The sequence below is a fragment of the Sphingobium cupriresistens genome, from assembly GCF_004152865.1.
In the GTDB taxonomy this organism is placed as follows: domain Bacteria; phylum Pseudomonadota; class Alphaproteobacteria; order Sphingomonadales; family Sphingomonadaceae; genus Sphingobium; species Sphingobium cupriresistens.
This window is the reverse complement of sequence record NZ_SEOO01000019.1, coordinates 1-12,704: the sequence shown is the minus strand read 5'-3', so window position 1 is coordinate 12,704 and position 12,704 is coordinate 1. Positions and strand designations below refer to the sequence as shown.

At 63.1% G+C, this 12,704-nt stretch carries 15 protein-coding genes and 1 pseudogene; 6 read left to right on the top strand and 10 right to left on the bottom strand.

What is annotated here, in order from left to right; all coding sequences use genetic code 11:
- Nucleotides 1-4: 4 nt before the first annotated feature.
- From EWH12_RS12475 to EWH12_RS12460, 4 genes are all read right to left on the bottom strand, one after another.
- A complete protein-coding gene (locus EWH12_RS12475; protein ID WP_129926825.1) occupies nucleotides 5-901 on the bottom strand; it encodes an NAD-dependent epimerase/dehydratase family protein in 897 nt (298 codons plus the stop codon).
- Nucleotides 902-927: 26 nt separating this feature from the next.
- The gene (proB, locus tag EWH12_RS12470; protein WP_066604040.1) at nucleotides 928-2,055 is read right to left on the bottom strand and encodes a glutamate 5-kinase; all 1,128 of its coding nucleotides are present in this window, start codon (nucleotides 2,053-2,055) and stop codon (nucleotides 928-930) included.
- Between the two features lie 100 nt (nucleotides 2,056-2,155).
- Nucleotides 2,156-3,253 carry a GTPase ObgE gene (gene obgE / locus EWH12_RS12465; protein ID WP_066604038.1) on the bottom strand — a complete coding sequence of 366 codons (1,098 nt, stop codon included), beginning with the start codon at nucleotides 3,251-3,253 and terminating at the stop codon, nucleotides 2,156-2,158.
- Nucleotides 3,254-3,283: 30 nt separating this feature from the next.
- Nucleotides 3,284-3,901 carry a TetR/AcrR family transcriptional regulator gene (locus EWH12_RS12460; protein WP_066604035.1) on the bottom strand — a complete coding sequence of 206 codons (618 nt, stop codon included), beginning with the start codon at nucleotides 3,899-3,901 and terminating at the stop codon, nucleotides 3,284-3,286.
- 54 nt (nucleotides 3,902-3,955) lie between these two features.
- Here EWH12_RS12460 and EWH12_RS12455 point away from each other — a divergent pair, with 54 nt between their 5' ends.
- Both EWH12_RS12455 and EWH12_RS12450 read left to right on the top strand, forming a co-directional pair.
- Entirely contained in the window at nucleotides 3,956-4,807 is an 852-nt protein-coding gene (locus EWH12_RS12455; RefSeq protein ID WP_066604032.1) for a metal-dependent hydrolase, read from the top strand.
- A gap of 31 nt (nucleotides 4,808-4,838) precedes the next feature.
- Nucleotides 4,839-5,372, top strand: a complete 534-nt coding sequence (locus tag EWH12_RS12450) for a GNAT family N-acetyltransferase (RefSeq protein WP_129926785.1) — start codon at nucleotides 4,839-4,841, stop codon at nucleotides 5,370-5,372.
- A gap of 14 nt (nucleotides 5,373-5,386) precedes the next feature.
- Here the strand turns inward: EWH12_RS12450 and EWH12_RS12445 are convergent, their stop codons facing one another.
- The 4 genes from EWH12_RS12445 to EWH12_RS12430 form a co-directional block, all read right to left on the bottom strand.
- Nucleotides 5,387-5,962: a GNAT family N-acetyltransferase gene (locus EWH12_RS12445; RefSeq protein WP_129926784.1), complete on the bottom strand. Its 576-nt coding sequence runs from the start codon at nucleotides 5,960-5,962 to the stop codon at nucleotides 5,387-5,389.
- A gap of 304 nt (nucleotides 5,963-6,266) precedes the next feature.
- Nucleotides 6,267-6,536 (bottom strand): 50S ribosomal protein L27, encoded by a 270-nt coding sequence (gene rpmA, locus EWH12_RS12440; RefSeq protein WP_066604014.1) that lies wholly within the window; start codon nucleotides 6,534-6,536, stop codon nucleotides 6,267-6,269.
- Between the two features lie 34 nt (nucleotides 6,537-6,570).
- Nucleotides 6,571-6,936, bottom strand: coding sequence for a 50S ribosomal protein L21 (gene rplU, locus EWH12_RS12435; RefSeq protein ID WP_066604011.1), 366 nt, complete (start codon nucleotides 6,934-6,936; stop codon nucleotides 6,571-6,573).
- Nucleotides 6,937-7,162: 226 nt separating this feature from the next.
- The gene (locus EWH12_RS12430; RefSeq protein WP_129926783.1) at nucleotides 7,163-8,038 is read right to left on the bottom strand and encodes a DDE-type integrase/transposase/recombinase; all 876 of its coding nucleotides are present in this window, start codon (nucleotides 8,036-8,038) and stop codon (nucleotides 7,163-7,165) included.
- A 105-nt stretch (nucleotides 8,039-8,143) separates the two neighbouring features.
- Here EWH12_RS12430 and EWH12_RS12425 point away from each other — a divergent pair, with 105 nt between their 5' ends.
- Nucleotides 8,144-9,394 (top strand): nSTAND1 domain-containing NTPase, encoded by a 1,251-nt coding sequence (locus EWH12_RS12425; protein ID WP_165363625.1) that lies wholly within the window; start codon nucleotides 8,144-8,146, stop codon nucleotides 9,392-9,394.
- Here EWH12_RS12425 and EWH12_RS12420 read toward each other — a convergent pair.
- On the bottom strand, nucleotides 9,345-9,602 hold the full coding sequence (locus EWH12_RS12420; protein WP_129926781.1) for an RNA-binding protein: 258 nt from the start codon (nucleotides 9,600-9,602) through the stop codon (nucleotides 9,345-9,347). The two genes, EWH12_RS12425 and EWH12_RS12420, sit on opposite strands and share 50 nt — an antisense overlap.
- A 330-nt stretch (nucleotides 9,603-9,932) precedes the next feature.
- On the opposite strand from EWH12_RS12420, the gene EWH12_RS12415 reads away from it, so the two are divergent.
- From EWH12_RS12415 to ybaL, 3 genes are all read left to right on the top strand, one after another.
- Complete coding sequence (locus tag EWH12_RS12415) at nucleotides 9,933-10,328, top strand: hypothetical protein (protein ID WP_066604008.1); 396 nt, start codon at nucleotides 9,933-9,935, stop codon at nucleotides 10,326-10,328.
- Nucleotides 10,329-10,383: 55 nt separating this feature from the next.
- Nucleotides 10,384-10,509: a hypothetical protein gene (locus EWH12_RS22905; RefSeq protein WP_277986027.1), complete on the top strand. Its 126-nt coding sequence runs from the start codon at nucleotides 10,384-10,386 to the stop codon at nucleotides 10,507-10,509.
- Between the two features lie 67 nt (nucleotides 10,510-10,576).
- Entirely contained in the window at nucleotides 10,577-12,214 is a 1,638-nt protein-coding gene (ybaL, locus tag EWH12_RS12410) for a YbaL family putative K(+) efflux transporter (protein WP_066604006.1), read from the top strand.
- Here the strand turns inward: ybaL and EWH12_RS12405 are convergent.
- Nucleotides 12,211-12,576 (bottom strand): annotated as a pseudogene (locus tag EWH12_RS12405) (cryptochrome/photolyase family protein); the annotation flags it as partial. The gene ybaL and the pseudogene EWH12_RS12405 overlap by 4 nt on opposite strands.
- Nucleotides 12,577-12,704 lie beyond the last annotated feature (128 nt).

The window sequence follows — 12,704 nt, the reverse complement described above, 5'->3', positions numbered from 1 at the left end:
TCGGTTACAGCCACCCCTTCTCCCGATAGGCCGCCACCGTCGCCGTCAACCCATCCTGCGTCTTCACTTGCGGCAACCATAGCCGCTTGGGCGGCTGCTTGCGCTTGGCGACGACCCAGTCGGGATGGCAGAAATAATCGACCCGATCCGGCGTCAGCTTGGCCTTTTTACCGCGCACCATCCGGTCGGTCCGCGCCGCGATGTTCAGCAGCCATCCCGGCGTGGCGAAGGTCCGCACCGTCCGCCCTACAGCCTGGCCGATCGCGGCCCCGAAATCCTGATGATCCCAGCCGCCCGGCGTGCCGTCATCCACCTCATAAGTGCGCGTCAGGCTGTTCTCGCGCTCCTGCGTCAACGCCAGCAACAGCGCCGCCAGATCGCGCACATGGATCACCGACAAGCGCCCGCCCGGCGGCAGCAGCATGATGCCGCGCTTGGCCATGCGGAAAAGCTCCAGCATTTCCTTGTCGCCCGGCCCGTAAATCGCTGGCGGGCGGACGATCGTCCAATCCAGCCCGCTCGCCTTCACATGCTTCTCGGCCAGTTCCTTGGACCATCCATAGTCGGACAGGCCCGGCTCGCGCGCCGCCAGCGATGACACATGGATCAGCCTCTTGATCCCGCGTTTCCGCATCGCATCGACCACCGCCATCGTGCCGCGCGCATTGCCCGCCTCAAAACCCTCGCGGTCGGGCGCGTTCACCACGCCTGCGATATGGATCACCGCATCGGCGTCGCGCACCAGCGCATCGAGCGCGGCGGCATCGTCCAGCGACCCATGCACCCATTTCAGCTTCGCGCGCGGCGGCTGCGCCCGGCGGGTCAGCGCATTGACGCGCAGTCCGTCCGCCAACGCCTGCTCCAAAGTCTCGGCGCCGACGAACCCCGTCGCGCCCGTCATGGCGATCCGCATCTGCTGCATGTCTCTCAGACCATCGCCATATGGTCGCGATGGACCAGCACCGATCGCGGCATTTCACCCAGCAGCGCAGCGATATCCTCGCTGCGCTTGCCCGCGATCTTCACGGCGGCCTCGCTGTCATATTCGATCAGCCCGCGCGCGATCACCCGGCCGTCCTGCGCGACGATGTCGACCACGTCGCCGCGATCGAATACGCCTTCGACACTGGCGACGCCAGCGGGCAGCAGGCTGTTGCCCTTGTCCAACGCCTTTTCCGCGCCTGCATCGACGATGATCCGCCCGCGCGTGGTCAAACGACCGGCCAGCCAGCCCTTGCGCGCGCCTTTTCCTTGGGCGGCCAGGAAGATCGACCCTTTGCCGCCACCTGCCCAATGCGACAGCGGCGCGTCGACCTTGCCCGAAATGATCGCCAGATGCGCGCCCGCACCGGTCGCGATCCGCGCCGCCTGGATTTTCGACACCATGCCGCCCGACCCCATGCCGGACGCCGACCCGTCGTCGGCCATCGCAGCGATCCGCGCGTCGATCGTCTCTATCGTCTCTATCAGCATGGCGCTGGCATCGGCGTGCGGGTTGGCGGTGTAAAGCCCATCAACATCGGAAAGCAGCACAACCGCGTCAGCCCGTGCCGCCTGTCCGATGCGCGCCGCCAGCCGGTCATTGTCGCCGAAGCGGATTTCGGCCGTCGCCACGCTGTCATTCTCATTGACCACCGGCACGACATTGAGCGCCATCAGCCGTTCCAGCGTGGCTGATGCATTCAGGTATCGGCGGCGATTTTCCAGGTCGTCCAGCGTCACCAGCATTTGGGCTGCGGTGATGCCCTTTTCGTCGAGCAGGCTGGCCCAGCATTGCGAGAGGGCGATCTGCCCCGTCGCCGCCGCGGCCTGCGCATCCTCCAACGACCCGCGCCCGCCCTTGGGCAGCTTCAGCCGCCGCGCGCCCAGCGCGATCGCGCCCGACGACACGATGATGACCTGCTGCCCCGCCGCGCGACGCACCGCGACATCGGCGACCAGCGTGCGCAGCCAGTCCACCCGCACCGCGCCCGCCGGATCGACGAGTAGCGCGGAGCCGATCTTGACGACCAGGCGGCGGACGAGGGCAGGGGGGAAACCGGAGAAGGCGTTCATGGCGGTCTAAAACAACATCCGTTCGGTTCGAGCTTGTCGAGAACCCTCGCGCATGGTTCTCGACAGGCTCGAACCAAAGGGAGGTAGGGCTATGGCGCCGTCAGATCGGCGACCATGTCCCGTCGCCCTCGTCCGCGCCCTCGCTTTCCGCGTCGCGCGCATCCTCGTCCATTACCAGCAGCACCGCGTCGAGCAGCGCGCCCACGCCCTCGCCGGTCGCGCCGGAGATGATGAACACGTCCTCGACGCCCGCCTCGTCACGCAGTTGGCCGGCAATATCCTCCATCAGCTCCTGCCCCAGCAGGTCGCCCTTGTTGAGCACGACGATCTGCGGCTTTTCGTCCAGCCCCTCGCCATAAGCGGCCAATTCCTCGGTGACGATATGAAAGGCCTCGATCGGATCGTCGGTGGTCGCGTCGATCAGGTGCAGCAGCACGCGGCACCGCTCGATATGCCCCAGGAAGCGATCGCCGATGCCCACGCCCTCGGCTGCGCCGGCGATCAGGCCGGGAATATCCGCCAGCACGAACTCGCGGTCGCGGTGCAACACCACGCCCAGTTGCGGCTTGGTGGTGGTGAAAGCATAGGCGCCGACCTTCGCCTTGGTGTTGGTCACCTGATTGATGAGCGTAGACTTGCCCGCATTCGGCATCCCCACCAGCCCGACATCGGCCAGCAGCTTCAGCCGCAGCCACACCCACATTTCCTGCCCCGGCCAGCCCGTGCCATGCTGGCGCGGCGCGCGATTGGTGCTGGTCTTGTAGGACATGTTGCCCCGGCCGCCGTCGCCGCCACGCAGGAAGGTGACGCGCTGCCCGACCTCGGTGAAGTCGGCCAGGACGTCCTGGTCCTCATAGTCGCAATTGCCGTCCTCGTCCTCGCTGCCTTCGATCGGCTTGGGGTCGGACAATATCTGGGTGCCGACCGGCACCTTGATGATCAGATCCTTGCCGCCTGCGCCATAGCGGTTCTTGCCCATGCCGGGCGTGCCGCGCTGCGCCTTGAAATGCTGGGTATAGCGGAAGTCGATCAGGGTATTGAGGCCCTGCACCGCTTCGAAGATGATGTCGCCGCCCTTGCCGCCATTGCCGCCGTCGGGACCGCCATATTCCTCATATTTTTCGCGGCGAAAACTGACCGCGCCGGGGCCGCCCCAGCCGGATTTGATATAGATTTTGGCTTGATCGAGAAAATGCATGGGCGGCCCATAACCGCAAAAGGGGAAAAGTTAAACCTTGGCCTGCGCCGCTATGGCAGCAGCCTCCTGCATCAGCGCGAAAGTCAGGCTGCGCGTGGCGATTTCGCGCGCTTTTTCGCGCGGCAGGGCAAGCGCGGCGGCCATCGCGCCGCCCAGCTGCGAATCGCCCAGCGCCAGCAGCACCAGCATCAGCGTATTGTCCCGGATCAGTTCGGCCAGATGCGGGGTCAGCGCGCTCGCCGCCAGCTTGTCGACCAGCCGGTGGATCGCCTCCACCACCGGGTCCAGCGCATCCTCATTTCCTGACGCCAGCATCCAGCTCGCCAGCGCGCCTGCGCCTTCCCGATCGAACGCATCGAAGGTCATGTCGACGATCGTGCGCGGGCTGACCTCGCCGCGCCGCGCCGCGTCCACCGCCTCGCCGATCTTGGCGGTGATCGTGTCGGCCAGATGCGCCGCCAGCGCCTTCTGCAATCCCGCCGCCGATCCGAAATGGTGCAGCAGATTGGCGTGCGTCCGTCCGACCCGCCCCGCCACGGCCTTCAGCGTCACCGCCTGCGGACCCGCCTCGATCAGCAGGTCGCGGGCCGCCTCCACGGCGATGAGGCGGCTTTCATCCGGGCTGAGGCGCGCGCGTTTTATTGACATGATTGTAAGCAACTCTTATTTACATCAATGTAAGTAACGACCGGAGACATCCCCATGACCCCGACCGACCTCACCATCACGCCGCGCGACCGCCGTTTCGGGCGAGACCGTGCAACAGCGCGACATTGGCTGAACGGCGACCCGATCGCCACGGCTTTCTTCAATGCGCTGTCGATCACCTTCCCGCGCGGCGAAGCCTTTTTCATCGAAAGCGTCCGCGCTTTCCGCGACGGCGCGCCGGACCGGCTGGCGGGCGAGATCGCCGCCTTCACCAAGCAGGAAGTCGTCCACAGCCGCGAACATATCGCCTTCAACCGGCAGGTGACCGACCATGGCTATGACGTATCCCGCCTCGACGCCGATGTGACGATGGTGCTGGACTTGGCCAAACAGCGCCCGCCGATCGCCAGCCTGGCCGCGACCATGGCGCTGGAGCATTTCACCGCCATCCTCGCCCATGAACTGCTTCGCGACCCGCGCCATCTCGACGGCGCCGACCCGGAGAGCGCGGCGCTGTGGCGCTGGCACGCGATCGAGGAGATCGAGCATAAGGGCGTGGCGCACGACACCTGGGTCCATGCCACGCGCGACTGGAGCCGCGTCAAACGCTGGTGGGTCAAGACGGCGATGATGCTGGTCGTGACCAGGCATTTCCTCCACCACCGCGCTCGCGGGATGATGGACCTGTTGCGGCAGGACGGCATTACCGGGCGACGCGCCTGGGGCGGGCTGCTGCGCTATGCGCTGGTGCGGCCCGGTATCGTGCGCCGGGTCGTGCGGCCGTGGCTGGGCTATTTCCTGCCCGGCTTCCATCCGTGGGCGATCGACGACCGCGCGCTCATCGCTCTCGCCGACAGCCCCTACGCCAATGCGCAGCCGGACGGCGCATTGCCTTCGACCGCTTGACCGGACGCGGGCAGGGGGCTCTTATCGGCGCATGACCGATGCCCCCGCACTCGAAGCCACCCGCCTGATCCTCCGCCCCCACAGGGTCGAGGATTATGACGCCTGCCGCGCGCTCTGGGCCGACCCGGCCGTCGTGCGCCACATTGGCGGCGTCCCGCTCGACAGCCAGGCGGTCTGGTTCCGCATCCTGCGCTATGCCGGCATGTGGTCGCTGCTCGGCTATGGCATGTGGGTGATCGAGGAGCGCGACAGCGGCGCCTTCCTGGGGGAAGCGGGCCTGCTGAACGCCGAAAGGGGCCTTGCCGAACTGGAGGGCGTGCCGGAAGCCGGCTGGGTGCTCGGTCCGCCAGCCTGGGGCAGGGGGATCGCCACCGAAGCGATGCAGGCGATCCTCGCCTGGAGCGACGCCAATCTGGAAGCGCCGTCTATCCGCTGCATCATCGATCCCGGCAATATGGCCTCGATCAAGGTCGCCGAGAAACTGGGTTTCCAGATGCTGACCGACACCGAACTGGGCGGGAAGCCGACGCGGCTGTTCGATCGACCTAAAGCGCTTCCCCTGTAAAGGGAGGCGCCCAATCAGGCCGCCATCGGCACCACTGCATCGCGGTACAGGTCCATGGCCGGGTCATTATCCTGCCGCCCCGCATCGCCTTCCTCGAACAACAGGCAATCGACCATAGCGTCGCGGCCCAGGCTGTAGCGCCGCGCGGTCTGCCCGGTGAAGCGGAAGCCGAGCTTGCGCAGGACGTTGCCCGACGCGCGATTGTCGGCGAAATGGCTGGCGCGGATGGCGCGGACGCCGTTGGCGCGCGCCATGCCCAGCACGGCGCGGGCGGCCTCGGTGGCAAAGCCCAGGCCCCAATAGGGACGGGCGATCCAATAGCCCAGTTCCGGCGCGCCATCCTCGTCCAGATGCACGCCGCATCCGCCGACCAGGCGCGGCGCGCCCTGGGTGCGGGTGAAGGCCAGCAGGCGCGGCAGGTGCGGATGCTGCGGCAGGGCCAGAAACGCCTGCGCGTCGTCCAGTCCATAGGGGCTGGGCGCGCGCGACAGGTTGCGCAGAATCGCCGGGTCGTTGATCGTCTGGGCCAGCGTGGCGGCATCTTCCATCCAGCCCGGACGCAGGAGCAGGCGGGGGGTACGGGCAAACATTCTCGTCTCTCCTCTTGTCTGCGCCCTTAGCCGCCAATCATGACGACTTCGCGACGCGCGGTTCTGGATGAATCCCCGCCCGCAAGACGCGCGAGAAGACGTGGAGTTCCAGAGGCTTGAGGGAAATCGGAAGAGAAATGCACCCTTGTCTGTCAGCATCGTTCCGGCAAGGAACGGGCAACGGAAAAGGGGCGCTCCCATGAAAGGAGCGCCCCTTGTTTCCCTCGAAAACCGGCAGTTGCTGTCAAAGCCCTACCGGGAGGATCGCCCCTATTGCGGGGGACGATCCGTCATCGATCGTCCGTTATTCGGCCGCCTGGGCCAGTGCATCGACCGACACATATTTGCGGCCAAGCTTGCCGGTGTGGAATACCACGCGGCCTTCGTTCAGCGCGAACAGCGTGTGGTCCTTGCCGATGCCGACATTGCGGCCCGGATAGACGCGCGTGCCGCGCTGGCGAATGATGATGTTGCCGCCGATCACTTCCTGACCGCCGAACTTCTTCACGCCAAGGCGCTTCGACTCAGAATCGCGACCGTTGCGCGACGAACCGCCAGCTTTTTTATGTGCCATTGTCTAAACTCCTGGAATATCTGGCCGGAAGCGATCAGGCTTCGGCAGCAGCCGGCGCTGCGTCTTGGGTCTTGGCGGCGGCCTTGTCGGCCTTCTTGCTTTCGCCGCCGATCGACAGGATGCGCAGGATCGTGTGATTCTGGCGATGGCCGTTCTTGCGGCGATAATTGTGACGGCGACGCTTCTTGAAGACGATGACCTTCTCGCCCTTCGCCTGCGCGATGATTTCCGCCGCAACGGTCAACTTGGCTACGTCCTTCAGGTCGCCGCCTTCGCCGGCCAGCAGGACATCGCCCAGCGTCACCTGGTCGCCGGCTTCGCCAGCCATCTTTTCAACGACGATCTTGTCTCCGGCGGCGACGCGATACTGCTTGCCGCCTGTGCGCACGATAGCGAACATGGCTTGTCTCTTCTCGTTCAAATCTGCTTTACGCAGCTCACCAAAGACATGACGCCTTAGCCGACCCGCGCGGGAATGTGGCCCGTTAGTGGAATGACTCGCACCTGTCAACCGATGGCGGCGCAGGGTAGTGTCTCAGTTTGAATTTTGGCAGGCGAGCCAGCGGACCTAGGCGCACGACCACCCGAAGTGACGACGCGGCTTCCGCTGGCTCGCCACCTATATATCATGCCTCCCGCTTTTTGTAAGGCCCGCGCGCCTTGGGGGCCGGTGCCATGGCGTCAATCTTGGCAATAACATCATCCAGCGCCCAGAGGCGATCAGTGATGCCAGCAGCCATCGCAGGCGACATGCGCAGCGTCTTATGGATGCGGGTGAAGTTGTAGAACACGAAGTAGAGCGCCAGCGCGTGAATGTGGTTGTCCAGCTTCTTTGAGAATGCGTTGGTGAGGCGGGTAAAGCGACGCATGGACATGCGCATGGTGAGGTTCTGGCGCTCCACATAACTGGTCGAGACATGCTTGATGTCGGGATTGCCTTCGACGCGAACCTTCTTCGCGCCAATGCACTCAGCGGGGCTATAGCGGCCTGGCGCGGCAATCGTAGGGCCGTAGAGCTTCACAAGCTGGGCAAAGTCCACGTCCGCACCGAAAGCCCCTTCCACCGCCTCTAGATAGGCGCGATGCCCGTCTGTGGTGAGCTGGACGCGGTTGGCGAGGCGTCCGCGCAGATCATCCATGAGATACATGGCATCTTCGCCAGAACGATTGCCGACATGATAGGCGACGATCAGCTTCGTATCGGCATCAATGGCGGTCCACGTCCACACGTCGCCAGCGCCTTCCGGCGCGGCCTTCGCCGTTGCGACGTTCTTTTCCTTGGCATGGCAGAACGACCAGATTTCATCGCACTGAATACGCGACGCCTTCACGTTGCGGACCATTTCGTCATGGATCGCCAGAGCTGCCTCGCCAGCTTCGACCAGCAGCTTCGAAACCGTGTTGATCGACACGTCTGCAACGCGACTGATCGAGCGCATGGAGGAACCTTCGCACAGCATGGCGAGGATTTGGATGCGCTTGGCGTGGGGCAGCTTGTTCATATCGATTTCATAATGAACTTAATTCAAATCTGCAAGCATATTTCACCCTTTTCAACCGTCACTTCCCTTAGTATGCACCTTACTAAGAGAAGTAAGGGCATTTATATGGCAAAGCAGGCGATGACCGAGGATGATTGGCGAGCGAAGCGTTTTGAGGCGTCGGAGCTATTTACGCCATCTGCCCCGATCACCTTGGCTGATATGTTCGCCGGGCGTCGTGAACAGATAATAAAGCTGCTTGATGTGATCGGAGAACGCGGGCGCCATGCCATTATTTATGGCGAACCGGGTGTTGGTAAAACCTCCATATCCCAAATTATCAAACTAATGGTTCCGGTTCGAACCTCTGTAGTGCGTTATGTTAGAAAGGCAGCATTCTCATCAGATACATTTTCAACAATATGGATGGAAGTTTTTAGAGAAATAAAGTTCATCGCAGATACTGAAGATGGCCAGAGACTGAACACTGTATCTGATCTTTATTCAGAAGGGGTTAAGCCGTCAGATGTCGTGCGTGAATTATCATTATTTAATGAAAATGATATTCCTATTATCGTAATAGACGAGTTTAACCTTGTTCAAGACAAAGATACATCGCGATTGATGGCAGAAACTATCAAGGCTCTATCGGATGATGGCATCAAAGCCACCGTCATTATAGTCGGCATCAGTGATAGCGTGGCTGATCTCATTGAAGGCCATCAATCCATAACTCGGTGCACAGAGGAGGTGCTTATGCCCCGCATGGACACCGAAGAAACCAAAGACATTGTGGAAGGTCGTATTCGGCAACTGGGAATGACGATTGAAGGCGATGCGAAATGGAAGATCATCAATCTCACGAAAGGCTTGCCAGCCTTTGCTCATGGCTTAGGCCGGGAAGCTGTTCTATCTGCCATAAATCGCAGGTCGCTAAGAATTAGTGAGGCCGATGCAGACGCCGCAATTGATGCTGTCGTGAATAGTAACCAAAATAGCCTAAAGACAGAATATCAAGTGGCTACTCACAGCAATCATACACGTGCAAGGTATAGACAGATTCTAATGGCGTGTGCGATGGCGCAGTCTGATGAGGTAGGTTACTTTACACCAAAAGAAGTTGAAATCCCGCTGTCATCAGTTCTCAAGAAAGAGACTAAAGTCGAGTATTTTAACGATAATCTAAAAGAATTGGCGAGTGCCAAGAGAGGCAACGTGTTAACTCAACAGGGCGGCGCGCGAACCCATCGCTATCGCTTTCGCAATCCTGCGATGCAGCCTTACGTCATTATGCGCGGAATTACAGATGGCTTCCTGTCCGAGGATGCTATGAACGCTCTTTCTCAACCGGAGCAGGGGAATCTTTTTTCCACCTAGCAGATGCAGCCTTCTTCGCTATTGCGCTGCGCTCCGCTTCGTTCAGGGATCGCGCCCGCGCCTTGCCGCCCTTGCTGCCTAGCTCGGCGGCGGCAGATTTGAGCGGCTCGCGTTCATCCTCTTCCTCGCCCGTAGCAATACGGGCGATTTTGATGGCGTTGCCGATCACATCGGCGGGGCGCTTCTCTCCGTGGGGGCCTTTAGGCATCAGACGCGCCACACATTGGGAGAGGAACTCACAAGCGCAACCTGTTTGGTAGTAGTCATGTGATTAAGCACACGGCGGATATGCCCCTCCGACAATGATGTCATTCTAGCAAAGTCGGCGGCGGTGCCACTCGCGCCCGGCATAGCCAATATCTTTTCCCAGCCTACCATATCGCCTCCATCCTGTCCGCTAAGCATACAAGAAGTGACGGCCGGATGCGACAGGGCAGGCGTCAAAATTCAAACTGAGACACTACCCGGCGCAGGATGGGGGTGGTTTTACCGCGTCACCAGGCCTATCTTGGCGGCGAACAAGGGATAGCGACTATATATGCGGCACGCCATGGGGCAGGGATGGAATGGGAAGGTCGCGATCCTGCGCCTGCCTGTCCTGATCGCCTTGTGGACGCTGATTCTGGTGACTTTATTGTCCGCGCTGGCGCCGCTGGGGCCACCGCTCAGCCGCGCCACGGGATCGGCTTTCAATCCCGCCACCACTGACGTCGTGCTCAAGGCGCGCGCCCAGGCCGCCGCGCAGTTAGTCGCTGCGCCGCGCCCCGATGGCGACGGCGCGCCGCCCCTGATTCTCGCTCTCGCCCTCGCGATCATCCTGCTGGCCGGCCTTCACGTTAGGCGGATCGCTTCCGCCGCTCGTCCTTCCCAAAATCCCCGTTCCTTCGCCCCGGCGCGCACCCGTCGCGCCCGTGCGCCGCCTGCCGCTTCCTGACGATTCGCGTCTTCGCCCGCACCTTGCGGGCATTCGTCGGAAGAAGGAGCATCCCATGGCTCGCAGGAAAGCACGGCGCACCCGTCGCCGCCCGCCCTGGTGGTTCATGCCCGCCGTCATGTCCGGTCTGGCCGTCGCCGCCGCAGGTCTGTCCGCGGTGATGATGACCGTCCGAGAATAATCATGTTAGACTGTACGACGGCGCGGCCCATAGCGCGCCGTCGGCAGCCGCATATCGAAAGCCACCCATGCCCCATCACACGCCCCTGATCGGCACTATCGTCGCCGGTCTCGTCGTCGCCTTCATCATGGGCGCTATCGCCCATCGCCTCAAACTCTCGCCGCTGGTCGGCTACCTCGTCGCCGGCATCATGGTCGGCCCCTTCACCCCCGGCTTCGTCGCCGATGCGGGCCTCGCCAACGAACTGGCCGAAATCGGCGTCATCCTGCTGATGTTCGGCGTCGGCCTGCATTTTTCGCTCAAGGATCTTCTTTCGGTCAAGAATATCGCGGTGCCCGGCGCGCTGGTGCAGATCGCGGTGGCGACCCTGCTCGGCATGGGCCTCTCTCACCTCATGGGCTGGCCGCTGATGGGCGGGATCGTCTTTGGCCTTGCGCTCTCGGTCGCCAGCACCGTCGTCCTGCTGCGCGCCCTCCAGGGCGGCGACCTGGTCGAAACGCGGCGCGGCCGCGTCGCGGTCGGCTGGCTGATCGTGGAGGATCTGGTGATGGTCCTGGCGCTCGTCCTGCTGCCCGCGCTCGCCAACGTCATCAACAGCGCCGACGCGGGCGGGGGCGCGGGGGCGTTGATCGCGCCGCTGGTCGGCACCCTGCTCAAGGTCGCGGGCTTCGTCGCGCTGATGCTGGTGGTGGGCCGCCGCGTCATCCCCTGGGCGCTGCACTGGGTCGTCCACACCGGATCGCGCGAGCTGTTCCGCCTCGCGGTCCTGGCGATCGCGCTGGGCGTGGCGTTCGGCGCGGCCTATGCGTTCGACGTGTCGTTCGCGCTGGGCGCCTTCTTCGCCGGCATGATCCTGGGCGAAACGCCCCTGAGCCGCCGCGCGACGGAGGAAACGCTCCCCCTGCGCGACGCCTTCGCCGTGCTGTTCTTCGTGTCGGTGGGCATGTTGTTCAATCCCGCCGTCCTGTGGGAACAGCCGCTGCCGCTGCTGGCCACCGTCGCGATCATCGTCGTGGGCAAATCGATCGCCGCCTATGCCATCGTCCGCCTGTTCCGCTATCCCAACGACACAGCGCTCACCATCGCGGTCAGCCTGGCGCAGATCGGCGAATTTTCCTTCATCCTCGCCTCGCTCGGCACCGGGCTTGGCGTCCTCCCGGCCGACGCCCGCGACCTGATCCTGGCCGGCGCGATCGTGTCGATCTTCCTCAATCCCATCCTCTTCTCGCTGGTCGTGCGCGACCGCAAGCAGGAGGAGGTGGACGATGAAGCCGCACGGGTCGCTGCGGCCCGGCCCGCGGTCGGCCATATCATACTCATCGGCTATGGCCGTGTGGGCAAGCTGATCGCGCTTGGCCTCACCCGGCGCGACATCCCCTTCATCGTGATAGAGGATGACCCGGAGAAGGCGGATGAGGCGCAGGAGGCCGGCCTGTCCGTTGTGCGCGGCAATGCGCTGGAGGACCGCCATCTCAACGCCGCCGGCGTGACCAAGGCGCGCCGCCTGCTGATCGCGGTGCCCGAAGGCTTTGAGGGCGGGGCGATCCACGAACATGCCCGCCACCTCAATCCTGATCTGGATGTCGTCGCCCGCGCGCACAGCGATGCGGAGGTCGACTATCTTCAGGGGCTGGGCGTCCCCCATGTCGTGATGGGCGAACGTGAACTGGCCAACCGGATGCTGGCGCTGTGCGGCGCGGCCTAATCCAGTGAAGCCAGGAACCGCGCCGCCTGCGCCCGCGTGGCGGCGCGGTTCTGCTCGTCCATCCGCGCCCAGTTGCGGTATGGCATGGCGAGCCGGACATTGCGTCCCAGCGCACTCTCGTTACGCGCCAGGAAATCCCAGTAGAGCGCATTGAACGGACAGGCATCTTCGCCAATCCGCTGCTTCACGTCATAGCGGCATGTGCCGCAATAATCCGACATCCTGTTGATATACGCGCCGCCCGCCGCATAGGGCTTCGATCCCAGCAGGCCGCCGTCGGCAAACTGGCTCATGCCGATCGTATTGGGCAGCTCGACCCATTCATAGGCGTCGGCATAGACTTCCAGATACCAGACATGCACCGTAACCGTCCGATTGTTACCGCGGCTTATGGGCCTTGAAGCGCGCGGCGAGCTCGGGATCGTTGATAAAGTCATCGAGGAATTGGTGCCAGGCCTTGGTCGTGAGACGTGCTTGGCTAAGCATGTCC